This window comes from Microbispora sp. H10885 (assembly GCF_014161415.1).
Classification (GTDB): Bacteria; Actinomycetota; Actinomycetes; order Streptosporangiales; family Streptosporangiaceae; genus Microbispora; species Microbispora triticiradicis.
The window spans coordinates 135,544-159,150 of sequence record NZ_JABBWY010000009.1 but is presented as its reverse complement, the minus strand read 5'-3'; the positions used below and the strand labels follow the sequence as shown (position 1 = coordinate 159,150).

The 23,607-nt window shown below is 72.9% G+C and carries 24 protein-coding genes; 17 read left to right on the top strand and 7 right to left on the bottom strand.

The features are described from left to right. Nucleotides 1-311: 311 nt before the first annotated feature. The 7 genes from HHX37_RS24320 (at nt 312) to HHX37_RS24290 (ending at nt 6,274) form a co-directional block, all read left to right on the top strand. Entirely contained in the window at nt 312-1,058 is a 747-nt protein-coding gene (locus tag HHX37_RS24320; RefSeq protein WP_182886896.1) for a GntR family transcriptional regulator, read from the top strand. Between the two features lie 88 nt (nt 1,059-1,146). Next, nucleotides 1,147-1,716, top strand: a complete 570-nt coding sequence (locus HHX37_RS24315) for a DJ-1/PfpI family protein (protein ID WP_138460690.1) — start codon at nt 1,147-1,149, stop codon at nt 1,714-1,716. A 19-nt stretch (nt 1,717-1,735) separates the two neighbouring features. Continuing rightward, on the top strand, nt 1,736-2,557 hold the full coding sequence (locus tag HHX37_RS24310) for an alpha/beta fold hydrolase (RefSeq protein WP_182886895.1): 822 nt from the start codon (nt 1,736-1,738) through the stop codon (nt 2,555-2,557). Between the two features lie 146 nt (nt 2,558-2,703). Beyond that, nucleotides 2,704-2,835 (top strand): hypothetical protein, encoded by a 132-nt coding sequence (locus tag HHX37_RS37075; RefSeq protein ID WP_259406721.1) that lies wholly within the window; start codon nt 2,704-2,706, stop codon nt 2,833-2,835. Continuing rightward, on the top strand, nt 2,832-3,593 hold the full coding sequence (locus tag HHX37_RS24300) for an ABC transporter ATP-binding protein (protein ID WP_182886894.1): 762 nt from the start codon (nt 2,832-2,834) through the stop codon (nt 3,591-3,593). The genes HHX37_RS37075 and HHX37_RS24300 overlap by 4 nt, the downstream gene beginning before the upstream one ends. A gap of 5 nt (nt 3,594-3,598) precedes the next feature. Beyond that, the gene (locus HHX37_RS24295; protein WP_182886893.1) at nt 3,599-5,425 is read left to right on the top strand and encodes an ABC transporter permease; all 1,827 of its coding nucleotides are present in this window, start codon (nt 3,599-3,601) and stop codon (nt 5,423-5,425) included. A 93-nt stretch (nt 5,426-5,518) separates the two neighbouring features. After that, nucleotides 5,519-6,274, top strand: coding sequence for a phytanoyl-CoA dioxygenase family protein (locus tag HHX37_RS24290; RefSeq protein WP_182886892.1), 756 nt, complete (start codon nt 5,519-5,521; stop codon nt 6,272-6,274). A 116-nt stretch (nt 6,275-6,390) separates the two neighbouring features. Here HHX37_RS24290 and HHX37_RS24285 read toward each other — a convergent pair whose 3' ends face one another. Continuing rightward, nucleotides 6,391-6,846, bottom strand: a complete 456-nt coding sequence (locus HHX37_RS24285; RefSeq protein ID WP_182873347.1) for a helix-turn-helix domain-containing protein — start codon at nt 6,844-6,846, stop codon at nt 6,391-6,393. Nucleotides 6,847-6,970: 124 nt separating this feature from the next. Here HHX37_RS24285 and HHX37_RS24280 point away from each other — a divergent pair, with 124 nt between their 5' ends. Next, a complete protein-coding gene (locus HHX37_RS24280; protein ID WP_111697786.1) occupies nt 6,971-7,150 on the top strand; it encodes a hypothetical protein in 180 nt (59 codons plus the stop codon). Between the two features lie 17 nt (nt 7,151-7,167). On the opposite strand, the gene HHX37_RS24275 is transcribed toward HHX37_RS24280, so the two are convergent. Next, nucleotides 7,168-8,391: a L,D-transpeptidase gene (locus HHX37_RS24275; protein WP_310738095.1), complete on the bottom strand. Its 1,224-nt coding sequence runs from the start codon at nt 8,389-8,391 to the stop codon at nt 7,168-7,170. A 541-nt stretch (nt 8,392-8,932) separates the two neighbouring features. Here HHX37_RS24275 and HHX37_RS24270 point away from each other — a divergent pair. Beyond that, on the top strand, nt 8,933-10,027 hold the full coding sequence (locus HHX37_RS24270; RefSeq protein WP_182886891.1) for a hypothetical protein: 1,095 nt from the start codon (nt 8,933-8,935) through the stop codon (nt 10,025-10,027). Between the two features lie 16 nt (nt 10,028-10,043). Here the strand turns inward: HHX37_RS24270 and HHX37_RS24265 are convergent, their stop codons facing one another. Continuing rightward, on the bottom strand, nt 10,044-12,290 hold the full coding sequence (locus HHX37_RS24265; protein ID WP_182886890.1) for an ATP-dependent RecD-like DNA helicase: 2,247 nt from the start codon (nt 12,288-12,290) through the stop codon (nt 10,044-10,046). Nucleotides 12,291-12,292: 2 nt separating this feature from the next. Between HHX37_RS24265 and HHX37_RS24260 the strand changes: the two genes are divergently transcribed. The 6 genes from HHX37_RS24260 (at nt 12,293) to HHX37_RS24235 (ending at nt 17,923) form a co-directional block, all read left to right on the top strand. Continuing rightward, nucleotides 12,293-12,592 carry a hypothetical protein gene (locus HHX37_RS24260; protein ID WP_182886889.1) on the top strand — a complete coding sequence of 100 codons (300 nt, stop codon included), beginning with the start codon at nt 12,293-12,295 and terminating at the stop codon, nt 12,590-12,592. Continuing rightward, nucleotides 12,576-13,442 (top strand): MEDS domain-containing protein, encoded by an 867-nt coding sequence (locus HHX37_RS24255; protein WP_182886888.1) that lies wholly within the window; start codon nt 12,576-12,578, stop codon nt 13,440-13,442. The genes HHX37_RS24260 and HHX37_RS24255 overlap by 17 nt, the downstream gene beginning before the upstream one ends. Continuing rightward, nucleotides 13,435-14,238 carry an STAS domain-containing protein gene (locus HHX37_RS24250; RefSeq protein WP_182880963.1) on the top strand — a complete coding sequence of 268 codons (804 nt, stop codon included), beginning with the start codon at nt 13,435-13,437 and terminating at the stop codon, nt 14,236-14,238. Before HHX37_RS24255 ends, HHX37_RS24250 begins: the two co-directional genes overlap by 8 nt. Nucleotides 14,239-14,455: 217 nt before the next feature. Further along, nucleotides 14,456-15,154, top strand: coding sequence for an ArsR/SmtB family transcription factor (locus HHX37_RS24245; RefSeq protein ID WP_182886887.1), 699 nt, complete (start codon nt 14,456-14,458; stop codon nt 15,152-15,154). After that, complete coding sequence (locus HHX37_RS24240) at nt 15,151-16,536, top strand: MFS transporter (RefSeq protein WP_182886886.1); 1,386 nt, start codon at nt 15,151-15,153, stop codon at nt 16,534-16,536. Before HHX37_RS24245 ends, HHX37_RS24240 begins: the two co-directional genes overlap by 4 nt. 34 nt (nt 16,537-16,570) lie before the next feature. Then, nucleotides 16,571-17,923: a serine hydrolase domain-containing protein gene (locus HHX37_RS24235; RefSeq protein ID WP_182886885.1), complete on the top strand. Its 1,353-nt coding sequence runs from the start codon at nt 16,571-16,573 to the stop codon at nt 17,921-17,923. Between the two features lie 25 nt (nt 17,924-17,948). Here HHX37_RS24235 and HHX37_RS24230 read toward each other — a convergent pair whose 3' ends face one another. Genes HHX37_RS24230 through HHX37_RS24215 form a run of 4 tightly spaced genes read right to left on the bottom strand, consistent with a single transcriptional unit; the run spans nt 17,949 to nt 21,539 of the window. Further along, nucleotides 17,949-19,169, bottom strand: a complete 1,221-nt coding sequence (locus HHX37_RS24230) for an ABC transporter permease (protein WP_182886884.1) — start codon at nt 19,167-19,169, stop codon at nt 17,949-17,951. Beyond that, nucleotides 19,166-19,930, bottom strand: a complete 765-nt coding sequence (locus HHX37_RS24225) for an ABC transporter ATP-binding protein (RefSeq protein WP_182886883.1) — start codon at nt 19,928-19,930, stop codon at nt 19,166-19,168. Before HHX37_RS24225 ends, HHX37_RS24230 begins: the two co-directional genes overlap by 4 nt. Then, nucleotides 19,927-21,015: an efflux RND transporter periplasmic adaptor subunit gene (locus HHX37_RS24220; protein WP_310740501.1), complete on the bottom strand. Its 1,089-nt coding sequence runs from the start codon at nt 21,013-21,015 to the stop codon at nt 19,927-19,929. Before HHX37_RS24220 ends, HHX37_RS24225 begins: the two co-directional genes overlap by 4 nt. Next, nucleotides 21,012-21,539 carry a hypothetical protein gene (locus HHX37_RS24215; protein WP_182886882.1) on the bottom strand — a complete coding sequence of 176 codons (528 nt, stop codon included), beginning with the start codon at nt 21,537-21,539 and terminating at the stop codon, nt 21,012-21,014. Before HHX37_RS24215 ends, HHX37_RS24220 begins: the two co-directional genes overlap by 4 nt. Before the next feature lie 163 nt (nt 21,540-21,702). On the opposite strand from HHX37_RS24215, the gene HHX37_RS24210 reads away from it, so the two are divergent. Further along, nucleotides 21,703-22,356: a response regulator transcription factor gene (locus tag HHX37_RS24210; RefSeq protein WP_111697778.1), complete on the top strand. Its 654-nt coding sequence runs from the start codon at nt 21,703-21,705 to the stop codon at nt 22,354-22,356. After that, on the top strand, nt 22,353-23,585 hold the full coding sequence (locus HHX37_RS24205; RefSeq protein WP_310738099.1) for a HAMP domain-containing sensor histidine kinase: 1,233 nt from the start codon (nt 22,353-22,355) through the stop codon (nt 23,583-23,585). The genes HHX37_RS24210 and HHX37_RS24205 overlap by 4 nt, the downstream gene beginning before the upstream one ends. Nucleotides 23,586-23,607 lie beyond the last annotated feature (22 nt).

Below are 23,607 nucleotides of genomic sequence, written 5' to 3'. Positions count from 1 at the left end.
GTGTTGCCGGCTGTCGCAGGGCTGACCCGCAGACCGGCGTCACGGGTACGCCGCGACGTAATGGGGCTTCAAGCAGTCGAGAAGTCCTCTGGTCCTTATCGGCCTGGGGGCGAACCGAGCAGGACGTCGAACATGCTCAATGGAGCTCCAACTGATCGAAGCGGAGCGATGACGGGGGGATTTCGTGAGGGTGAAGGATGGCTGGCATCCGCCACCTTTCCTATACGATCCGAGTGGGGGCGTCAACATCCCGCAGCGTTGCGACCGAATTCAACAGGTTTCCGAAAACGTAAGAAAGGCCTCACGTCACGATGGACGACGAAGTGATGACCGCGCGGCGCCGTGGGGCCATGACGGGCGGAACGCCGCCGCGAAGATCTCGCGGCCGGCTTGCCGACGAGGTGTACGACACGCTGCTCGGACAGCTGATGTCGCTACGGATCGAGCCTGGCTCCCGCGTCACGATCGACGTCCTGGCGCGAGAGCTGGGGGTCTCGCAGACGCCGATCCGAGACGCTCTGAACCGCATGGAGGCCGAGGGCCTGGTCGTGCGTGTGCCCCACGCCGGCTATCGCATTCCCCCCCAGATCACCCGTCAGCGATTCGAGGACATGCTTGAGGTCCGCCTGCTCCTCGAGCCGGCGGCGGCGCGCAGATCCGCCGAGCGCGCATCCTCCAAGCAGGTGGCCGGCCTGCGACGAATGCTGGAGGAGATGGCGGAGCTGGAGGGGGGTGGCGACGGGCTCATGGCCTATGGCGCCTTCGGGCTGCGCGACGCCGCTTTTCACGATCTCGTCGCCCTGAGCGCGGAGAACCAGGTCATCCGCGAGGCGCTCGCTCGCCTGCACACGCACGTGCACCTGTTCCGGCTTCTCCACGACACCCAGGTCACTCACCTGGCCATGGCCGAGCACGAAGAGGTTCTGGCCGCGATCGCCGCGCGTGACCCCGACGCCGCCGCCTACGCCATGCGCCGGCACATCCTGCTGTCCGGCGAGCGGTTCCGGCGGTTGTTCGACGAAGTCAAGGGTTCGGACGGAATGACGGTAAAGGCTTGACGGGCGGGCTTGGCCAGGGAATGCTGACTCCGGATCAGATCGGATCGGATCTGATCTCCTCACCCGCCTCAGATGCGAGGAGAAGCAGGTGCCTAGAGCACTGCTCCTTACCGGCGACGCCGCCGAGGAGCTCGACACCATGTATCCCTACTATCGCGTGCAGGAGGGCGGCTGGGACGTCGACGTCTCGTCACGGACGCTGCGTGACGTTCAGCTGGTCATCCACGAGTTCGACCCGAACTCCGACGCCTACGTGGAGAAGAACGGCCGGAAGCTGCCGGTCGACGTGCCCTGGGCCGAGGTCGACGTCGAGCGCTACGACGCCCTCATCATCCCCGGGGGGCGTGCCCCCGAGTGGATCCGGGTCGACGCCGACGTCCGGCGCATCACCGAGCACTTCTTCGCCCGCAACCTCCCGATCGCGCTGGTGTGCCACGGCGCACAGGTGCCGGCGGTGTACGGGCTGCTGAAGGGCCGGAAGACGGCGTGCTTCCCCCCCATCACCGGTGACATGGAGAACGCGGGCGCGACGGTCATCGACGCTCCCGACGTCGTGGACGGAAACCTCGTCTCCTGCCGCGGCTGGCCCGACATGCCGCAGTTCGGCCGGGTGATGATGGAGGTCTTCTCGAAGTCCGTCAACTCCGCATCGGCATGAGCACACCGGACGTGTCTCGGTGACGGCACTTCGGACCGTCACAGTCGACGGCTCACCCGTCCACGTCCTGGAGAGCGGCACCGGGCCCGCGGTGCTGATGCTGCACGGCTCCGGACCCGGTACGACCGGATCCGGAGCCTGGGCGGCGACGGCAGAGGCGCTGGCCACGTCCTTGCACCTGGTGGCTCCCGACCAGGCGGGGTTCGGCCGTACGCCGATCCCGGCGGGCTCCAGGGGCGGGCTCCGGCTGTGGACGGAGCAGGCCGCGGGCCTGATGGACGCTCTCGGTGCCGAGCGCTACGCCGTGGTGGGCCACTCCATGGGCGGTGCCGTGGCGCTGGCGTTGGCGGCCGCGCGTCCCCAGCAGGTCACCCGTGTCGTGGCGGTCTCGACGATGGGCGCCCCCGGGGCGCCGCTGTCCGCCGACCTCGACGCGCTCTGGGCCGCCCCCGCCGGCCCGCCCGGGGCACGGGACATGTTGAGTCGCCTCGTCTTCGACCAGGCGCTCGTGACCGAGTCGGCCGTCGCTGCCCGTGCGGCCGCGATGGAAGCGGGGGCGGCCGCGTACGCGTCGTTGTTCCCTCCACCCAGGGCACGTTGGGCCGACGACCTCACCCTCTCGGCGCAAACGCTGGTAGGGATCCGCGCGCCCGTGCTGCTCGTCCACGGCGCCCAGGACCGAGTGACCCCGCTCGGGACGGCGGCCCTGCCCCTGCTCGAACACCTGGCCGATGTCCGTCTGCACGTGTTCGGCCGATGCGGGCACGTGCCGGCGCTCGAGCACCCGCACGACTTCAGGCGACTCCTGTCGTGCTTCCTCGGCCGGGAACAAGGTCACTGATCGCTACGACAGGTCCGCAGCCCGTGCTCAGGCGGATCAGCACCGAGCAGGCGTGATCCGCGCACAAGCCGGCGCCCTCCCCCACCGCTGGTCGGGATTTCCGCCCGATTCCCGGCGAGTACTACGTCGGCCCGCTGGGCGAGTCGATGAACCACGGCCAGATCTACATGACGCCGGCCCGGCTGGAAAAAGCGGGGCTCGTGGTCTGCGAGCGGGCCTGGTCCACGGGCGGCGACGCGACGGCCGGTGACGAGGACGACGAAGTCGAGGGCGGATGAACGTGCCGGGTGTGCCCGATCCGGTGGCGGGTCCGGTGGCGGAGATCCGCGGCCTGGTGAAGGTGCACGGACAGGGGCAGGGCAGGGTCCGCGCGGTGGACGAGGTCGACCTGGAGGTGCCCCGGGGGCAGACGCTGGCGGTGATGGGGCCCAGCGGCTGCGGGAAGTCCACCCTGCTGCACCTGCTGGGCGGGCTGGAGCGGCCCACCCGTGGGGAGGTGTGGCTGGCCGGCCGGCGCGTCGACACCCTGAGCGAGCGGGCTCTGGCCCGGCTGCGACGCCGGTCGGTGGGATTCGTCTTCCAGGCCTTCCACCTCGTGGAGGAGCTGACGGCCGCCGAGAACGTGGAACTGCCCGTGCTGCTGGCCGGGCGCTCGCGGCGCGAGGCCAGGCGCCGCGCGAGCCTCCTGCTGGAACGGGTCGGGCTCGCCGCGCGGGCCCGGCATCTGCCGTCGCGGCTGTCGGGCGGGCAGCGTCAGCGGGTCGCCATCGCCCGCGCGCTCGCCAACGAGCCGCCGATCGTGCTGGCCGACGAGCCGACCGGCAACCTCGACACCGCGGCGACGCTCGACGTGCTGAGGATATTCGAGGACCTGCGTACGGCGGGGCAGACCCTTGTGATCGTCACCCACGACGAACGGGTCGCGGCCACCGCGGACCGGCTGGTGTCGATGCGCGACGGCATGTTCGTCGACGACACCCGGCTGGCGGGCTCCTCCCCGCATGGGCTCGACGGCCTGATCGAGTGGGAGGGCTGACCGGCGTGGGCTCCCTCGTGCTCGTCGTCCGCCTCGTCCTAGCCGACGTCCGCCGGCACCGGGCCCAGGCCTCGATGCTGCTGCTCGCGGTGACCGTGGCCACCGCCACGATGGCGCTGGGCCTGTCCCTGCGCGGCGCGAGCGAGGCGCTGTACGAGCAGACCCGCGCGGCCACCGCCGGGCCGGACGTGGTGGCGCTCTCCGGCGACACGGGCCCCGCCGTGACCTCGGCCCTGGCCTCGCTGGCGGACGATCCCGAGGTGATCGCCCACCACGGCCCCTACCGCATCGTCTACGCCGACCTCACCACGGGCGGTTCGGGCAGGTCTCCCGCGGGGCCGGCCCCGGTGTCGTCCGGAGTGGTGGTGCAGGGCTTCGCCGAGACGCCCGGCACGGTCAACCGGCCGCTGGTGACCTCGGGTCGCTGGGTACGGCCCGGCGGCGCGGTCGTCGAACGGGGCTTCGCCACCGCGCTGGGCGTCGGCGTCGGCGACCGCGTCACCATCGCCGGCCGGGAGTACCCCGTCGTCGGGATCGCGGTGACGGCGGCCACCTCCATCTATCCCTGGGCGGCGCAGATCGGCCCGTACGGCGGTCCCAGCGACTCCAGCGGCCTGGTCTGGCTCACCCGGTCGGACGCCCGGACCCTCGCGGGCCGGGATCTGCCGGTGACCACGGCCATGGACCTCAAGCTGCGCGACCCCGCCGCCACCGAGGCCTTCGCCGAGACCTTCAAGGAAGCCCACCAAGGCTCCACCGCCAGGATGAACCTGCACACCTGGCAGTTCATCGCGAGGCAGGACGCGGTCATCCTCAGCAACAGCCAGCCGATCCTGGTCGTCGGGAGCTGGCTGCTCGGCCTCCTGGCCATCACCGGGGCGGCGGCGCTGGCCGCGGGACGAGCGGTCGAACAGACCCGCCGGGCCGGGCTGCTCAAGGCCGTCGGCGCGACCCCGGGCCTGATCGCGGCCGTCCTGCTCACCGAGTACCTGGCGCTGGCGCTGATCGGCGACGCGCTGGGGCTGGTGATCGCCCGGCTGACCGTGCCCGGCATCGCCGGCCCCACCGCCAGCCGGATCGGCGACGCGGCCGGGCCCGGCGGCGCCGCCGTCGCCACGGCGACCGTCCTCGCCGTGGCGGTGGCGGTGCTGTCCACGCTGCGTCCCACGCTGCGGGCCATGCGTACGGCGACCGTAACGGCGCTGGCCGCCGCCGCGCACCAGCCCCGTCACCGGCCACTGCTCACCGGGCTGTCCGCGCTGCTGCCCACCCCGCTGCTGCTCGGGCTGCGGCTGACCGCCCGCCGGCCGGGCCGCGCATTGCTGCAGGCCTGGTCCACCGCCACCACGGTGATCGCGATCGTCGCCCTGCTGACCCTCGACTCCCAGGCGGAGAGGGGCTACGGCCTGAACGGCTCCTCCGCCCTGCCCAACCTGCGGGGCGAGCTCGACCGCCGGCTGATGCTCGCCGTCGTCGTCCTACTGATCACTCTCGCCGTCGTGAACACCCTCACGCTCACCTGGACCACGGCCATGGAGACCCGGGCGAGCATGGCCGTCGCCCGCACGCTCGGCGCCACCCCCGGGCAGATCTCCGCGGGCCTGTCGGCCGCCCAGGTCCTGCCCGCCCTGCCCGGCGCCCTGGCCGGCGTTCCCCTGGGCATCGGAGTCTGCGGGGTCTTCGGCGCCCGGAACATGATCACGCCGCCCGTCTCCTGGATGCTCGCCGCCGCACTCGTGACCCTGCTGCTGACGGCGGCCTTCACCGCCCTGCCGGCACGCATGGCGGCCCGGCGCCCGGTGGCGCGGGCCCTCAGCGCCGAGTCGGCCTGACCGGCCGGAGACGGCGCCCAACACAGGAAGCGGCGAAAGCGGGTGGCGGAAAATCGATCGACGCGTACGGTCGCGATCGCTACCGTCCACGGCATGGTCACCAACACCGACGCCGATCGTTTCGTCGCCGAGGGCTTCCTCAAGCTGGAGGAGGCCTTCCCCCGGGAGACCGGCGACCGGATCAGGGAAGTGCTGTGGCAGCAGGTCGGGCTGTCGCCCGACCGGCCCGGCGACTGGACGCAGCCGGTGGTGTGGGCCGCCCCCGACCCGATGGGACGCGGCCCGTTCGGAGAGGCGGTGCGCGGTCCCGCGCTGGCCGAGGCGCTCGACCTGCTCGCCGGGAAGGGCGGCTGGGAGCCTCGCGGAACCATCGGCAACACGCCGATCCGTTTCCCCCATCCCTCCGACGCCGGGGACACCGGCTGGCACATCGACCAGAACGACCCCGGGCCCGGCGGCGCGTGGGGAACCGTCACCGCCAGGTCCCGCACGCTGCTCGTGCTGATGCTGTTCTCGGAGGTCGGCCCCGACGACGCGCCGACCCGCATCAGGGTCGGCTCCCATCTCGACACCGCCCGCGTGCTCGAACCGCACGGCGAGAGGGGGCTGGACTTCTTCGCCGCCGCGCCGCTGATCGACGAGGCGAGCGCCCACCGGCCCGTGGCCCTGGCCACCGGGCTGCCGGGAGACGCCTACGTGTGCCACCCCTACCTGGTGCACGCAGCGCAGCCCCACCACGGCACCCGGCCGCGGTTCATGTCCCAGATGCCGTTCATGCTGACCGAGCCGCTCGTCCCGGGCGCCGCCACCCCCCTGGCCCGCGCGGCGGGGCTCGGCGTCGCCGGCTGACCCGGAAGCAGGCGGCCGGAGGAAGGCGGCGGCGTCAGACGGCCCGGCCGCGGCCAGGTAGGACGCGGACGCCTCCGGCGTGGCCGCGCCGCGCGTCCCGGGCTACCGGCCGGCGCTCACGCGGGGCCTCCGGCCGGCGTGGTCTCCTCGGTCAGCGTGGTGACGAACCGCAGCAGCTCCGCGGTGTCGGCCACGCCGCCCACGATGATGATCTTCAGGCTCGCCCGCTCCTCGTCGTAGATCGTCTCGACGCGCAGGGGCCGCCCGCCGGGGGTGCGCCCGTTGACGGCGGCGATCAGCGTGTTGCCCACGGTCATCGCCGCGTCGGGGGTGATCGCGTCCACCTGCACGATGCTGGACGCCTCGGCGTGGCGCCTCCGGCCGGTGGTCCCGGTGGCCGGAGCCGTCACGGGGTGTCCCAGGAAGGCGTCGAGGTCCTCGGGGGCGATGCGGTACTGCTTGCCGATGCGCACCGCCTTGAGGCGCCCGTCGCGCACGTAGGTGCGCACGGTCTTGACGTGCAGGCCCAGCAGTTCGGCCACCTGCTCGACCGAGTACGGCTGCCGCGGCATCGTGGCACCCCTCTCCCCGTGATTCCCTAACCTACCCTAACACTGGTGACCTCAGGGAAGTTTGGGGAGCGAGGCGGCCGCGCCCGGCTGGTGGGGCGGAGACAGGGGGCGATAGCCTGGAGGCATGTTCCACCGCAAACCCCTGGAAGAGCGCATCGCCGAGCGCGTCGCCAAGCGTCCCCCTCTCAAGGAGGGCAAGCACTTCGAGCACCGTCCCGCGCTGATCGTCTTCTGCGTGATCATGGTGCTCGTCGCGCTGAAGATCGTGGGCGCCTTCGTTCTCATGAAGTGGGGCATCACCTAGGAGCGACCCTCCGGGGGTCAGGACTCCAGGGCGCTGCCCTGCCTCCACTTGCCGAACGGCATCTGCCAGAAGCCCCAGCCGTTGTTCCACTCCAGCGCCCGGTTCGTGCCGACGATCTTCACGACGTCGCCGCGGTGGAAGTTGTCGTAGAACCACTTGGCCTGCGAGGGGCTGGCGTTGACGCAGCCGTGGCTGACGTTGGCGCGGCCCTGCGAGCCGACCGACCACGGCGCGCTGTGGACGTACTCGCCGCTGTTCGAGATGCGCACCGCGTGGTTCACGATCTCCTTGTAGTAGCCGGGGTCGCCCTCCTTCTTCCCCGGGGAGATCATGGTGACCGGGTTGCCGCGTTCCATGGTCAGGTGGACACCGCTGGTGGTGGTGTACTCGCGCGTGGTCGCCTTGCCCGCGCTGATCTTCATGGACTGCACGACCTTGCCGTCGCGCCGGACCACCATCATGTGGGTCCTGGTGTTGACCGTGCTGACCCAGGCGGCGCCGATCTTGATGGTCGTCGACTGGTCCTTCACACCGTAGGTGTCGCGTCCGGCCTTCACCCCGGTGAGGTGCGCGGTGAACTTCACCTTCTGGTGGGCGGGCCAGTACTTGGCCGGCCGGTAGATCGCGTACGTGTCGTCGATCCACCGCCAGGCGCCCTTGACCGGCTTCTGGGCCTCCACTTCGAGCGCCTGCTCGACGGCGGCCTTGTCCTGCACGGCCCGGTTGAACCTCACCATGATCGGCATGCCGACCCCGACGGTCTCCCCCTTGACGCCGGGGGTGACGTCGGCGATCTGCAGGGGGAACTTGGGCTTGAGGGTGGAGAAACTGCTGGACGCGTTGGCGGGGCCGCCCTCGCCGCCGGCGGTGGCCGAGACGGTGTACTTGCTGGAGGGCTTGAGCGGCTGCTTGGACGTCCACTTGGTGTGGGTGGGGTCGAACTCACCCTCGACCGTCGTGCCACCCGCCCTCACGGTGACCTCCTGCAACTGGCCGCCCGTGGCCGTGACGACCACGGTCTTGTCGGGGCGCACACCGGCACTGCCCGTGGCGGGGCTGATCTTGATCGTGGGAGCCGGAACGGCGGGTGCGCTGTTCCCGGATCCTCCGGACCCCCCGGACCCTCCGCCTCCGGTCGAGCCCGGTCCGCCCGAGCCACCGGAGCATGCCGACAGGGTCGCGGTCAGGACCACGGCGACACCGGCGATCGGCGCCATCGAACGACGTGCAGTGCTCAGCACAACTACTCCCCCATGAGCGCGAAGGGCACCATCAGACCTTATTCGGGGTTGCCTCTTATGTTGGCATTTTCTCTGGCCCTGAGGTCACATTTCGGTCGCTCTTCGCTGGTCTCACCTCTGTAAACGGTAAGGTGCAGGTCAAGACTGATCAAGTGCTCAGTCAGGCGTGTCCGGCCCGCAGGGCCCGCGCCGCCCCTCGTTCACCCCGCCGCCGTCGGCCGCCGCCGGCCGCCGGGCCGGGCCCGGCGATCAGGCCTCGGGGGAATTCGGCGCCGCCCGAACGCGCGCCGCGGGCGTGCCCTTTCGGCCAGGGGGCGAACGGCGCCCGCCGGACCGTCTTCCGGCAGGTGGATTGGGCCTTTTCAAAGATCGCCGCACGGGTTATCACAAAGCGGAAAGGTGAAAGTGAACCTTCCGCCTTCACCGTGATGGCCGCTTCACCCCCGATCACCGCTCCACCCGAAGCAGGGCACGACGCGCCGGGGCCGCCCGGCGTCGACATCTCGCACGCCCACTGGGCACCACCGCGATGGAGGACGGCATGCGCCTGTTACGTAACGTTGTCACTCGATTACTTCTTTTGTGCGCGATGGTCGCCGCGGGCGCCGCCGCCGGTGCGGGGGCCGCGAACGCGGCGGTTCCGGACGTATGGGGGTTCGCCTACGTCGACGTCACCTCCGGGGTGCCGAACCTGGCCTACCAGGCGGGCAGTTGGGCGCCCGGGCCGACGGTCAGCGTCACGCCCGGCGGCACCGGCGAGTACTTCGTGCGGTTCCCGAAGATCGGCATCCCGAAGGGCGGGATCGCGCACGTGACCGCGGTCTCGCAGTCGGCCGAGTGGTGCCAGATCGAGAAGTGGGGGCAGGCCGGCTCCGACGAGATCGTGGCGGTGCGGTGCTACCGGTTCGGCGGAGTCCCCGTCTGGGCGCGCTTCTCGATCGTCTTCGCCGGCAGCAGCGGGGCGCTGGCCTCGGCGACGCAGGCGTACGGCTACGTCTACTGGGACGGCTCGTCCATCGCCTCCGACTACAACTCCTCGCTCGGCGTGAACGCCGTCTTCCCCAACACGACCGGCGACTGGACCGTGTGGCTGCCCGGGCTCGGCTCCGCCGTGCAGGCGGGGAACATCCAGGTCACCGCGGTCGACTCGAGCAAGCCGGCGCGGTGCAAGGTGGGCGCCTGGAGCTGGGCGGCGTCGGGGCAGAAGATCCAGGTGCTGTGCCACGACGTCGCCGACAAGCCGTACAACACCGGCTGGACCCTCACCTACCAGCGTGAGCGGGCGATCACCGGGGCCTTCGCGCCGCCGAAGCTGTTCGCCTACACCTTCGACAACGTCCCGGCCAACCCCGGGCCGTACGCGCCGGTCCCCACCGGGATCAACTACAACTCCCAGAGCGGGGTCAACACGGTGCGGACGGCCGGGACCGGCATGCGCCTGGTGTACTTCCCCAGGGTCGGGTCGCCGCCCAACAACGTGCAGGTGACGGCGTACGGTCCAGGGCCGGAATACTGCAACCTGCTCACACTGTGGACGACCTCCGGCGCCGACGTCTACGTGCGTGACGTAGTCTGCTACAAGGGCACCACCCAGGTCGACCAGCCGTCGTTCGTGACCTACACCTCGAAGTACTGACAGAACCGGGGGCGGGTCACGGCACGCGGAGGCGGTGCGTGAGCCCCGTGTGCCGGCGGCCCGCCCCCCTCGTGCGGACGGCCTGGCCGAGGGCCCGCCGCGACCCCACGACGACCACGAGCTTCTTGGCCCGGGTGATGGCGGTGTAGAGCAGGTTGCGCTGCAGCATCATCCAGGCGCTGGTGGCCAGCGGGATTACCACGGCGGGATACTCGCTGCCCTGGGAACGGTGGATGCTGACCGCGTAGGCGTGCGCGAGCTCGTCCAGTTCGTCGAAGGAGTAGTCGACGCTCTCGTCCTCGTCGGTGAGCACGGTCAGCTTGCTCTCCTCGGGGGTGATGGCGGTGACCACGCCGACGGTGCCGTTGAACACCCCGGCCGCGCCCTTGTCGTAGTTGTTGCGCAGCTGGGTGACCTTGTCGCCGACGCGGAAGACCCGCCCGCCGTACCGGCGCTCGGGCATGCCCTCCCGGGCGGGGGTCAGCGCCTCCTGCAGGGCGATGTTGAGCGCGCCCGCGCCGGCCGCGCCGCGGTGCATCGGCGCCAGGACCTGCACGTCCCTGCGGGGGTTGAGCCCGAACTTCCGCGGGATGCGGCGGGCGACCACGTCCACGGTCAGCGCGGCGATCTCCTCGGGCTCCTCGCAGGGGAACAGGAAGAAGTCGGGGAACTCCCGCACGAGAGGGTGCTGGCCGGTGTTGACGCGGTGGGCGTTGACGACCACGCCGGACTCCTGCGCCTGGCGGAAGATCTGCGTCAGCCGCACCCGGGGGACGTCCGGGGCGGCGAGCAGGTCGCGCAGCACCTCGCCGGCGCCGACGGAGGGAAGCTGGTCGACGTCGCCGACGAACAGCAGGTGCGCGCCCGGGGCGACCGCCTTGGCCAGCTTGTTGGCCAGCAGCAGGTCGAGCATCGACGCCTCGTCCACCACGACCAGGTCGGCGTCGAGGGGGTTGTCGCGGTCGAAGGTGGCGTCCCCGCCGGGCCGCAACTGGAGCAGCCGGTGCACGGTGGTGGCCTCGTGCCCGGTCAGCTCCGCCAGCCGCTTGGCCGCCCGCCCCGTCGGGGCGGCGAGGATGACCTTGGCGCGTTTGGCCCGCGCGAGGGTCACCACCGAGCGGACGGTGAAGCTCTTGCCGCAGCCGGGGCCGCCGGTCAGCACCGCGACCTTCTCGGTCAGCGCGAGCCGTACGGCCTGGGCCTGCTCGGGGGCGAGGTCGGCGCCGGTGCGGCCGCGCAGCCAGTCGAGGGCGGCGGGCCAGTCGACGTCCGCGAACGCCTTGAGCCGGTCGTGGGACGAGGCCAGCAGGCCGCGCAGCGTGCCGGCCAGCGACAGCTCGGCCCGGTGGAAGGGCACGAGGTAGACCGCCGGGACGGTGACGTCACCGTCCTCGCCCGCCTCGCCGTTGCCTCGCGCCGGGATCTCCTCGCGGACCACCCCCTCCTCGGCGACCAGTTCCTCCAGGCAGGCGCCGGCCAGGGCGGCCGGCACCTCCAGGATCTTCACGGCGTCGGCGATGAGGTTGGGCGCGGGCAGGAAGCAGTGGCCGTCGTCGGCGCCCTGCGACAACGTGTAACGCAGCCCGGCCTTGACCCGCTCGGGGCTGTCGTGGGGGATGCCCACGGCCTGGGCGATCGTGTCGGCCGTCTTGAACCCGATGCCCCACACGTCGTCGGCGAGCCGGTAGGGCTCCTTGCGGACCACCTCGATGGAGTCCTCGCCGTACTGCTTGAAGATGCGCACCGCGATGGAGGTGGACACCCCGACGCCCTGCAAGAAGATCATCACCTCTTTGATGATCTTCTGTTCCTCCCAGGCGGCGGCGATCATCTTGGTGCGCTTGGGGCCGAGCCCGGGCACCTCGACCAGCCGCTTGGGCTCCTCCTCGATCACCCGCAGCGTGTCGGTGCCGAAGTGGTCCACGATCCGCTCGGCCATCTTCGGGCCGATGCCCTTGATCAGGCCCGAGCCCAGGTAGCGCTGGATGCCCTGGATGGTCGCCGGGAGCACCGTGGTGTACGACCAGACCTCGAACTGCCTGCCGTACTTGGGGTGGGAGCCCCATCGGCCGGTGAGCCGCAGCGACTCGCCCACCTGCGCCCCGAGCAGCGGCCCGACCACCGTCAGCAGCTCGGTGCCCGACCGCTCGGTGGCGACCCTGGCGATCGTGTACCCGGTCTCCTCGTTGGCATAGGTGATCCGCTCCAGCACGGCGTCGAGCTGGACGCCGGGCGGCCTGCCTTCGGGACCCGTGGTGGTCATGCGTGGCATTCTCCCCCACGCCCTGGGTGCCGTTGACCAACGTGTCCTGCCAGCCGCCGAATACGGATGACCCCTATGTGACCTCGTGTGACGTCGGCGGCTCCGGCGTATTGGCCGCCCTGCCCGTCGTCGCACTCGGCGCGGGCCCGCACCCCTTCGTGCTGGTCTCCTCCGGCACCCCCGGCATCGGCCCGCGGCTCGCGGAGGCGATGGTCGAGGCGGAGGTGGCCACCCTGCGGCTTCTGGCGGGCTTCGCACTAGGGTGGACGGTGAGGTGGTGGCGCGGTGACAGTCAGTGCTGAGGTGCAGATCACGGATCTGGCGATCGACGATCACGCGTGCCTGACCTTCGGCGAGCCGGAAGAGCTGCTCGACCTCACCGCCGCGTTCGTACGGGACGGGCTGGCGGGAGGGCTGCGCGTCGTCTGGCTCTGCGAGGAGCCGCAGGGAGCGCTGGCCGAGCTGAACCGCCGCGGGATCGCCGTGCAGTCCGCCACCGCGAGCGGCCGGATGGACGTCGTCGCCTCTCAGGAGGGCCTGCTGTCCGGGCAGGTCTTCACCGTGGATCACGCGATGGGGTGGCTCAGCTCCCAGATGGAGCGGACCGCCCACGAGGGCTACTCGGGACTGCGGGTGGCCCTCGACATGGGCTGGGCGCTGCGGCCGGTCCATGGTGTGGAGCAACTGCCCGCCTTCGAGGAGAAGATCGCGACGATCCTGGCGGACAGCAGCGTGTCGGTGTTGTGCCAGTACGACCGGGAACGCTTCGACCCGGTCACCCTCGCGTCGGTCTCCCCGTTCCACACGCGGGCGGTCGCCGCGGCCACCTACTACGACGACCCGCTGCTGCGGATTTGCCGCCAGTACGCGCCGCCCGGCATCCGGATGGCGGGACAGATCGACCGGGCGGCCGAGGACGCCCTGGCCCTGGCGCTGAGCGAGGCTATCAGGACGGACGGCCCCGTCACGATCAACATGGCTGAGCTGTCCTTCATCGACCTCTCCTGCACCCGGATGATCATCGACGTGGCACGGAGCCTGGTGCCGGCCCGCAGGGTCGTCCTGCGGTGCAATCCCGCCATCGTGCCGCGGTTCGTGCTGCTCGGCGCTCAGGGTATTGCCGGGGTCGGCCTGGTGACCGCGCATGAGTGATGCCAGAACCAACGATGCCGCCCACGTCGCCCCGGCCTCCGGCGGTGGGAAGCGGAGCGCCGCGACGCCGGTGCTGATCCTCGACCAGCCGTTCGACCGCGGCTCGCTCTACCCCCTGCGGGAGACGCTGGAAGCCCACGTCGTCCACGCCGGGCTCCCCCACGGGCGGTCGGTGGACCTGGTGCTCACCGTCCACGAACTCGCCACCAATGCGGTCTTCCACGGCTCGGGAACCGGACGGGCGAGGATCTGGCAGCTCGACGGCGTGCTGCGGTGTGAGGTCGCCGACCCCGACTCGCCGGGGCACGACGCCGCCGGATGGCCGGTCCAGTACGGACACGGGCTGTGGCTCGCCCACTACCTGTCGGACCGGTTCACGATCGACTCAGGCCCGGAGGGCACACTCGCCACGGCCCATTTCACCCTCCCCGGGCCCGGGTCGCGCCGGTCCGCCACGCCGCGGCTGCGCCGTCTCGAGTCGCACACCGTCCTCGAGCTGGACGGCGCCCTCGACGAGCAGGCGGCCCCCGCGATCATCGCGACGGTCGGCGAGCTCGTCTCCGGCACACCGGTGCCGGGGCTGGTGATCGACCTTTCCGCGGTGACCTACTGGGACAGCACCGGCATCACCGCCCTCATCGTGGCGCAGCAGCGCGTATCGGAAACGAAGGCGGGGATGCTGGTCCTCACCGGCCTCGCGGCCGAGTTCGCCGAGCGCCTAGACGCGCTCAGCCCGGTTCCGTTCACGACCCGCGAGACACCCGCCAAGGCGGTCCCCCTGTTTCCGCCCTCCTGAAGCGCTGTTCGTGTGCGACGTCGGCCTCCAGCCAGTCGGTCAGCCTGTCGGCGTCGGCCACCGAGCACTCCCGAAAACGCAGGTGCTTGCGGATCTCGCGGCGATGCATCCCTGACGGCGGACTCCATCACCCACCCCATGCGCGCCGAGCCGGACCGCAAAGAGGTGTTCGCGAAGAAGTCTTTGCGAAGAACTCTTTGCGGTTTAGGGTGGGGGCATGTCCGACTCACCGTCCTCGCCTTACACCCCGGGCAACCCCGATGTGATCGTCCTGGATGCCAAGGGCCTGCGTGCCCTGGCGCATCCCGTACGCGTGCAGCTGGTCGGCCTGCTGCGCAAGCACGGTCCGTCGACCGCCACCCGGCTCGCCGAGCGGCTGGGCGTCAACTCCGGCACCGCGAGCTACCACCTGCGGCAACTGGCCGCCGCGGGCTTCGTCGAGGAGGACACCGGCCGCGGCAACGCGCGCGAGCGCTGGTGGCGCTCGATCCACCGGTCGACGTATTTCGAGGGCATCGACCTGGTCGAGCGGGAACCCGAGGTCGCGCTGGCCTACCTGCAGTCGGTCGCCGCCGTTCACACCCTGCGCGTGCAGCGGGCGGTGAACGAGTTCCAGACGATGCCCCGGCCGTGGCGGAGCGCCGCCGACATGAGCGACTGGGCGCTGCGGCTCACCCCCGAGGAGACCGTGCGGCTGCGGGACGAACTGCACGACGTCCTCGCCCGATACCGCCGCGACGTGCCCGAGGAGGCGGCCGTCGCACCGGAGGGCGCCGAGCGGGTGGGGCTGATCACCTACATCCTGCCCGAACTGGACGCCCCCGTCCCCGGCGCGGACCCAGCCGGCGACCCAGCCGGCGACCCGGACGATGATCCGGACGGCGGCGGGGGCACGGCGGGGACGGGCCCGTCATGACGGCCGCGGCGAGCGGCCCCACGACCGGACCTGCGGCCAAATCTGTGGCCGACGCGGGCGGGTCCTCCCGGGAGCGGGGGGCGCGGGCGCTGACCGGGCTGCTCGCGGCCACGGCGGTGGCGCTCACCGGCACCCGGGTCTCGACCGTCGCGCTGCCGTGGTTCGTGCTCGTCACCACGGGCAGCGCCACCCAGACGGGCCTGGTGGCGTTCTGCGAGATGACCCCCTACGTGGTGGTCAAGGCACTGGCCGGGCCGCTGGTGGACCGGGCCGGGCCGCGAAGGATCTCCTCGAGCACCGACCTGGTCAGCGCGGCCGCCGTCGGCGCCGTACCCCTGCTGCACGCCCTCGGCCTGCTGTCCTTCCCGCTGCTGCTGGCCGTGGTCGCGGTGGTCGGCGCGGCGCGCGGCCCCGGCGACCTCGCCAAGCACGTGATGGTGCCGGAGGCGGCCGAGCGCGGCCGGGTGCCGCTGGAGCGGGCCACGGGACTGTCGGGGGTGACCGAGCGGCTGTCGTCGACCCTCGGCCTGCCGGCCGGCGGGATCCTGGTGGCGCTGCTGGGCCCCCTGACCGGTCTCGTCGTCAACGCGGCGTGTTTCGCGCTCGCCGCGCTGCTCGTCGCGCTGGCGCTGCCGCGCGGCATGGGACGGCCGGCCCCGCCCGAGAGCCCGGGACGTCCGCCGGTGGAGGCGTCGTCCGGCGCGGAGCCGGGTTACTGGCGGCGCCTCGGCGAGGGCTTCGTCTTCCTGCGCGGCGAACCGCTGCTGCTGGCCGTCATCGTCATGGTGGGCATCACCAACCTGCTCGACGCGGCGCTGAACACGGTGCTCCTGCCCGTGTGGGCCGACCGGTCCGGCAACGGTCCGGCCGCCATCGGCCTGAGCAACGGCGTGCTGGGCGCCGCGGCGATCGCGGGGAGCCTGCTCGCGGCGGGCGCCGCGCACCGGCTGCCGCGCCGCGCGGTGTTCTTCATCGGGTTCCTGCTGGTCGGGGCGCCGCGGTTTCTCGTCCTCGCCGCGGACGCGCCGATGTGGGCGGTGGTCGCGGTGTTCGCCGTGGGCGGCTTCGGGTCCGGGTTCCTCAATCCGATCCTGGGTGCGATCGCCTTCGAGCGGGTGCCGCGCGCCCTGCTGGGCCGGGTCAACGGGCTGGGCGACGCGCTGGCGTGGGCGGGCATCCCCATCGGCGGGCTGGTCGCCGGGGCCGCGGTGGCCGCCTTCGGCCTCGCCCCGGCGCTGGTGGCGGGCGGCGTCGCGTACTTCCTGACCACCAACCTGGCCGGGCTGCGCCCCGAGTGGCGCGAGATGGACCGCTCACGGAGGCCTGGTTTCCGGCCGGTGGCCTGCGCCGATGCGGAGGCCGCGCGGGCGGTGGAGCGCTAGCCTGGTGCCGATCACGGAGCGGGAGGGGTGGGGCATGGTTTCGGAGGGGACGGCCCGGGCGCTGCTGGCGAAGCTGGCGGCCGAGCAGGCGGAGTCACGGGTGCCGTCGCTGGTGGCGGCGATCGTGCGGGGCGGCGTGGTCGCCTGGTTCGGGGCGCGCGGCCGGGTCGGCGACGAGCCGCCCACTCCGGACACCCAGTATCGCATCGGCTCCATCACCAAGACGTTCGTCGCGACCGCCGTCATGCGGCTGCGCGACGAGGGCCGGCTCGACCTGCTGGACCCCCTCGGCAAGCATGTGCCGGGCACCCCGCTGGGCGACGTGACGGTCGCGCAACTGCTGTCGCACACCGGAGGGCTGACGGCCGAGTCGCCCGGCCAGTGGTGGGAGCGCACGCCGGGGACGCCGGCGGCCGACCTGCTCGCCGCGCTCGGCCCGGAGACCGCGCGGCACCGGCCCGGCCGCCGCTACCACTACTCCAACCTCGGGTACGCCCTGCTCGGCGAGCTGGTCGCGCGCAAGCGGTCGGCGCCTTGGGAGCAGGTGGTGCGTGAGGAGATCCTGCTGCCGCTCGGCATGCGCGACACCACCCCCCGGCCGAGGCCGCCGCACGCGACCGGGTACGCCGTGCATCCGTGGGCCGACGTGCTGCTGCCCGAGCCGGAGAACGACCACGGCGCCATGGCCCCCGCCGGGCAGATGTGGTCCACCCCCGCCGACCTGGCCCGCTGGGCGGCGTTCGTCGCCGGTGACACCGGCGAGGTGCTGCGCCCGGCCACGCTGGCGGAGATGCGCGAGCCGGCCACGGTGGAGGACGGCGACGCCTGGGCCCGCGGCTACGGCCTGGGCCTGCAGCTCGCCCGGCACACCGGGCCCGGCGGGCCGCGGCGGCTGGCCGGGCACACCGGGTCGATGCCCGGCTTCCTGGCCACGGTGTGGGCCGACCCCGCCGACGGCGTGGCGGTGCTGTGGATGGCCAACACCACCTCCGGGGTGCGCCCCCTCGACACCGCGCTGCTGGACATCCTGGCCGAGCACGAGCCGCCGCTGCCCACCGAGTGGCGGCCGTCGCCGGTGGACGAGGACCTGCTGGAGCTGACCGGGCCGTGGTACTGGGGGCCCGCGCCGTACGTGCTGCGGGTCCTGCCGCGGCGGGGCCTGTCGCTCGGCCCGGTCAACGGGCGGGGCCGGGCGTCCCGGTTCGCGCCCAACGCCGACGGCACCTGGGTCGGGCTCGACGGCTACTACGCCGGGGAGACCCTGCGGGTGGTCCGCTCCCCCGGCGGCGTCACGCATCTCGACCTCAACACCTTCGTCTTCACCCGTGAGCCGTACGACCCGGCGGCCCCGGTGCCGGGCGGGGTCGACCCCGACGGCTGGCGGTGACCCCACCCGGCCGGGTGGCCGGTCATCAGGTGGCCGACAGCGCGGCCGTCGGCGGCAGCCGGGCGGCCCGCATCGCCGGGTAGAGACCGGCGATCGTGCCGATGACCAGCGCGGCGCCGGCCGCCCCTGCGAACGCCCAGGGCGGCACCACCGGCGGCCAGCCCCGGGCCAGCGCGTAGGCGATGGTCGCCAGGCCGCCGAGCACCGTCCCCGCCAGCCCGCCGAGGGCCGACAGCAGCAGCGACTCGGTGAGGAACTGCAGGCGCACCTGCCCGCGGGTGGCGCCGAGCGAGCGGCGCAGGCCGATCTCCCTGCGCCGCTCCAGCACCGAGATCACCATGGTGTTGGCGACGCCGACCCCGCCGACGAGCAGGGCCACCGCGCCGAGGCCCAGCAGCAGGCCGGTGAAGGCGCTCGCGGCGGCCGCCCGGGCGGCGAGCGCGTCCGAGGGCCTGCTCACCGTCACCTCCTCCGGGTTCTCCGGGTTGACCGTGCGCGGCAGCACGGCCCGTACGGCCTCCACCGACTCCTCGGCCGACCGTTCGTAGATCGTCGTCGGGTGGCCGTCGAAGCCCAGGTAGTCGGCGGCGGCGGGGAAGCCGACCAGCGCCGAGCGTTCGATCTCGGGGGCGAGCGGCATCGGGCCGAGGATGCCGACGACCGTGAACCACCGCTCGCCCATCCAGACCCGTACGCCGGTCCGGGTGACGCCGAGGCGTTCGGCGGCCCTGGCGCCCAGCACGACGGCGGGCCGCGTCTCGGTGGCGGCGTTCAGCCAGGTGCCCGCGGTCACCCGGCCCTCCAGGGTGGCGAGCAGGCCGGACGTGGCGGCCTGGACGGCGATGCCGCCGGTCACCGCCTCGGGGATGTGGTTGGTGCGCCGGATCGTCGTGTCGACCACCCCGGTCGCCGACGCCGTGCGGACCGGTCCGATGCGCCGGACCATGCGCAGCGCCTCCTCCGGCAGCTTCGCCTGCTCGCCGAAGAGCGTGCGGCCCGGCGAGACGGTCAGCAGGTTGGTGCCGAGCCGGTCGAGGCGGCGCAGCAGTTCCTCCCGGGAGGAGGCCGACACGCCCAGCACGGCGATCATGGTCGCGATGCCGATGGCGATGCCGAGCGCGGACAGGATCACCCGGGCGGGGCGGGTGCGCAGCCCGGCCATACCGGTCCGCAGGACGTCGGAGGGCCCGAGCCGGGCGGGGACGAGCCGCCCGCCGGTCGTCTCGCCGGTCGTCTCGCCGGTCATCGTGCTGCTCCCTTCGCGGTCGCGGGGACGGGCCCGGGCGGGCGGCGGCCCGTTCCCGGGCCGTCGTCGTCGGCGATCCGCCCGTCGCGGACGCGCACCTGGCGCGGGCACCACGCCGCGATCTCCGCGTCGTGGGTGATGACCAGGATCGTGGTGCCGGAGGCGTGCAGGTCCCGCAGGACGGCCAGCACCTCGGCCCCGGCCGCCGAGTCGAGGTTGCCCGTCGGTTCGTCGGCGAGCAGCAGCGGCGGGTCGCCCGCCACCGCGCGGGCCACCGCCACACGCTGCTGCTCGCCGCCCGACAGCTGGTGGGGACGGTGGCCGAGGCGGTGGCCGAGGCCCACGCGTTCCAGCGCCGCGGCGGCCTTCTCGCGCCGGGCCCGCGGCGGGACGCCCATGTAGAGGAGCCCGTCGGCGACGTTGTCCAGCGCGGCGACCCCGGGGGCGAGGTGGAACTGCTGGAAGACGAACCCCAGGTGGCGGGCGCGCAGCGCGGACAGCTCCCGGTCCGACAGCCCCGGCACGTCGTGCCCGGCGATCCGCACGGTGCCGGTGGTGGGCCGGTCGAGCGTGCCGATCAGGTGGAGCATGGTCGACTTCCCCGACCCGGACGGCCCGGCGACGGCCACCAGCTCGCCCCGCTCGACGAGCAGGTCCACTCCGCGCAGCGCCCGCACGCCGCCGTAGGTCCGGGTCACCTCGCGCAGTTCCACGACGTACGGCCCGCCGGTGCGGGTGGGCTCGTTCGGTGGCCGGTTCACGGGGCGGGCACCCCGACCTTCATGCCCTCGGCGAGCCCGGCGCCGGTGATCTCGACCATGCCGCCGCCGAAGGCGCCGGTCTCCACCGGCACGATCCGGGTCGAGCCTCCCTCGGCCACCTCTACGCCGAAGCCGCCCTCGCGCAGCGCGAGCAGCGCCTCCACCGGCACGGCCAGCACGTCGCGGCGGCGTTCGCTGACCAGCTCCACCTGCACGGGCGCCCTGTCGAGCCGGGTTCTGGGGGTCTTGGCCAGCGTGATGTCCACGTCGACGGTGCTGTCCTCGTCCTGTCCCTCACCCTGCGAGGCCGCCTTGGCGACCGTGCCGACCGAGGTCACCCTGCCCCTGACGTGTTCACCGCCGGGCAGCTCCACGGTGACTTTGGCGCCCTTCCGCACCAGCGCCTGGTCGCTCGTGGACAGGTCGACGTGGACGAGGCGGCGCAGGCCCGACACGACCAGGGCCGGTTGCCCCGGGGCGGTCCTGGCGCCGACCTCGGCCCTGGCCTCGGTCACCCGGGCGGCGGCGGGCAGGAACACCACCTGGGTGGCGTCCACCTGCCCGGTCCGCGGCAGCCCGGCGTCGTCCTGCCATTGCCTGACGGCGAGGTAGGTGGCGTAGCTGAAGTGGTCGTCCACCGTCAGGTCGCCGCCGTAGCCGAGGACCTTGAGGTTGCGTTCGAGCTGCTCGACGTCCGGCCCGTCGGCGACGCCCTGCCGGAGCGTACGGTAGAGCGGCAGCGTGCCGTACATCAGCACGACCGGGCGGCGGGCGACCCGCAGCAGCGGGCGCCCCCGGCGGACGACCGCTCCCTCGGCGGGCACCCAGGTCACGACGCCCCGGGCGTCGGTGACGATCCGCCGCTCCCCGGAGTAGGTGAGCGATCCCTCCACGGTCTTGGTGTCCACCAGGTCCTGCCGGGTGATCGGGGTGGTGGCGGGGACGGCCGGCGTGGAGGGCCCGGCCGCGCCGGCTCCTCCACCCGGCCCTCCGGACGGGCCGCCGCCCGCCACGGCGACGGCCGTCCCCGCTGCGGCCAGTGCCAGGACGCCCGCCCCGGCGAGCACCAGGGCACGGCGCGTCACGGCCGCTCCCCCGGCGCGAACTCCTCGCACGCCTTCTGCGCCGCCTCCATCGTCTTCTCCTGGCCCGGCTTGACCTTGACGAGGAGTCCCTCGCCGGGCTTGGGGTCGGCCATGTCGATGCCGTGTTCGCGCATGCACTGGGCGAACTTGAGCATCCGGTCGCGTTCCTGGGGGTCGTCGGCGCCCGCCCGGTCGCCGACGGCGTTCTTCATGAAGTGCTCGCAGGCTCGCATGGCCTCGCGGGTCGTCGCCTCCTCCCCCTTCCGGGCGCGGATCTGGACGCGGCCCTGGGCGTCGGGATCGGGCATGTCGACGCCGTGCTCGCGCATGCACTGAGCGAACTTCAGCTGGGCCTCGCGCAGGTCCGTGCTCGCCGAGGCGGACGGCGCGGCCGTGGTCCCTGTCGCGCCGCCGCCGGCGGCGGCGATTCCGTCGCCGTCCGGGGCGTCGCCGCAGCCGGCCACCGTCACCAGAGTCGTCGCCAGGGCCAGGCACAGCCCCGCCCGTACGGGTCGTGAGCGCATGGTCGTTCCTCCTCCCCCGGGGCCTTCGCCCGGGACGGGGCCCAACTCCAGCGCAGCCGGTGCTAAACACGGATAAGGAGGAGCCCGCCGGGCGTCCGGGAGGCTTCGCTTATCCGCGCCTAACACCGCGTGCGTCACTGTCGGTGCCGAGCGGGAGGCGAGGATGCGGGTGCTGGTGGTCGAGGACGAGGAACAACTGGCCGACGCCGTCGCCCGGGGGCTGCGGCTGCACGCGATCGCGGTGGACGTGGCCTACGACGGCCGGGAGGCGCTGGAGCTGACCGCCTACGTGGACTACGACGTGGTGGTGCTCGACCGCGACCTGCCCGACGTGCACGGGGACGAGGTGTGCCGGGAGCTGGCCGCCGCGAGCGGCGCGAGCCGGATCCTCATGCTGACCGCGGCGGGGCGCGTGCGGGACCGGGTCGGCGGTCTGGCCCTGGGCGCCGACGACTATTTGGTCAAGCCGTTCGCGTTCGCCGAGCTGGTGGCGCGGGTCCGGGCACTGGCCAGGCGCTCGCCCCGGGCCGCGCCGCCGGTGCTGGAGCGGGCCGGGATCCGGCTCGACCCGGCCCGCCGTACGGTGACCCGGGACGGACGGCAGGTGGCGCTGGGCCGCCGCGAGTTCGACGTGCTGCGCGAGCTGATGCGCGCCGGCGGCGGACTGGTCAGCTCGGCGCGGCTGCGCGCGAGCGTGTGGGACGAGCACGCCGGCGCCGGGACGGGCGTGCTGCGCGTCACCCTCACCTCGCTGCGCAGGAAGCTGGGCGACCCCCCGGTCATCGAGAACGTCCCGGGCCGGGGGTACCGCCTGTGACCCGGCGTCTGCTGGTGTGGCGCAGGCTGGGGCTGCGGACACGGCTCACCCTGCTGTACGGCGGGCTGTTCTTCGTCGCGGGCTCGGTGCTGCTGTGGTTCACCCACCTGCTGACCGCCCGGGCGCTCAACCAGCGGTTCGTCGTGGCGGTGGACAAGGTGACCGGCGGCGCGCGCCCCACCCCCGCGGTGTCCGGCTCCGCCCTGCCCGGCTCCACCCTGCCCAGTGACACGCTGCCAGGTGACACCCTGCCCGGCGGCGTGCTCGGCACGGACGTGGTCGCGCGGCGCATCCGCACCGACGTCGAGCAGGGCGCGGCCGACGTGCTGGACGAGGTGCTCCGGTCGTCGCTGATCGTGATGATCCTCGTCGGGGTGGTCGCGGTGGTGCTGGGCTACCTGGTGGCCGACCGCGCGCTGCGCCCGCTCGACCGGGTGACCGAGACCGCGCAGCGGCTGTCGGAGAGCACGCTGCACGAGCGGATCGCCCTGCGCGGCCCGCAGGACGAGGTCAAGCGGCTGGCCGACACCTTCGACGCGATGCTCGACCGGCTGCACCGCGTCTTCGACGCCCAGCGCCGCTTCATCGCCAACGCCTCCCACGAGCTGCGCACCCCGCTGGCGGTCAACCGCACGGTGCTGGAGGTGTCGCTGGAGGAGCCCGCGGCGTCGGAGGACCTCAAGGCGCTGGCGCGGGCCCTGCTGGGCGCCACCGCCCGGTACGAGCGGCTGATCGACGGGCTGCTCATGCTGGCGCAGTCGGAGCAGGAGATCACCACCCGCAGGCCGGTGGACCTGCGGGAGGTCGTCCGTACGGCGATGGAGCAGATCGGCCCGCAGCCGCGCCGCGGGAAGGTAACCGTCCACGAGGACCTGTGCCCGGCCGTCGCGCACGGAGATCCGCTCTTCCTGGAACGCTGCCTGGTCAACCTGCTGGAGAACGCCGTCAAGTACAACGTGCGGGACGGGGAGGTCTGGGTCCGCCTGCGTGAGGACGACGCCGGGGCGTGCCTGACCGTGGAGAACACGGGGCCGCCGGTGCCGCCGTACGAGGTCGGTGACCTGTTCGAGCCGTTCCGGCGGCACGGCGGCGACCGGATCCGGTCCGCCCGCGGCGCCGGGCTCGGGCTGTCCATCGTCCGCGCCATCGCGGTCGCGCACGGCGGCACGGCCGACGCCCGCGCCCGCCCGGAGGGCGGCCTGGTGGTCACCGTACGTCTGCCCAGGTAGGGGCGACCGGAGTGCGAGCGAA

Bases quoted from the DNA above. Each gene is read 5' to 3' on its own strand.
- HHX37_RS24320 (WP_182886896.1), top strand. From the start codon at position 312: ATGGACGACGAAGTGATGACCGCGCGGCGCCGTGGGGCCATGACGGGC.
- HHX37_RS37075 (WP_259406721.1), top strand. From the start codon at position 2,704: ATGAACCACGGCCAGATCTACATGACGCCGGCCCGGCTGGAAAAAGCG.
- HHX37_RS24300 (WP_182886894.1), top strand. From the start codon at position 2,832: ATGAACGTGCCGGGTGTGCCCGATCCGGTGGCGGGTCCGGTGGCGGAG.
- HHX37_RS24290 (WP_182886892.1), top strand. From the start codon at position 5,519: ATGGTCACCAACACCGACGCCGATCGTTTCGTCGCCGAGGGCTTCCTC.
- HHX37_RS24285 (WP_182873347.1), bottom strand. From the start codon at position 6,846: ATGCCGCGGCAGCCGTACTCGGTCGAGCAGGTGGCCGAACTGCTGGGC.
- HHX37_RS24280 (WP_111697786.1), top strand. From the start codon at position 6,971: ATGTTCCACCGCAAACCCCTGGAAGAGCGCATCGCCGAGCGCGTCGCC.
- HHX37_RS24270 (WP_182886891.1), top strand. From the start codon at position 8,933: ATGCGCCTGTTACGTAACGTTGTCACTCGATTACTTCTTTTGTGCGCG.
- HHX37_RS24265 (WP_182886890.1), bottom strand. From the start codon at position 12,290: ATGACCACCACGGGTCCCGAAGGCAGGCCGCCCGGCGTCCAGCTCGAC.
- HHX37_RS24250 (WP_182880963.1), top strand. From the start codon at position 13,435: ATGAGTGATGCCAGAACCAACGATGCCGCCCACGTCGCCCCGGCCTCC.
- HHX37_RS24245 (WP_182886887.1), top strand. From the start codon at position 14,456: ATGTCCGACTCACCGTCCTCGCCTTACACCCCGGGCAACCCCGATGTG.
- HHX37_RS24240 (WP_182886886.1), top strand. From the start codon at position 15,151: ATGACGGCCGCGGCGAGCGGCCCCACGACCGGACCTGCGGCCAAATCT.
- HHX37_RS24235 (WP_182886885.1), top strand. From the start codon at position 16,571: ATGGTTTCGGAGGGGACGGCCCGGGCGCTGCTGGCGAAGCTGGCGGCC.
- HHX37_RS24230 (WP_182886884.1), bottom strand. From the start codon at position 19,169: ATGACCGGCGAGACGACCGGCGAGACGACCGGCGGGCGGCTCGTCCCC.
- HHX37_RS24215 (WP_182886882.1), bottom strand. From the start codon at position 21,539: ATGCGCTCACGACCCGTACGGGCGGGGCTGTGCCTGGCCCTGGCGACG.
- HHX37_RS24210 (WP_111697778.1), top strand. From the start codon at position 21,703: ATGCGGGTGCTGGTGGTCGAGGACGAGGAACAACTGGCCGACGCCGTC.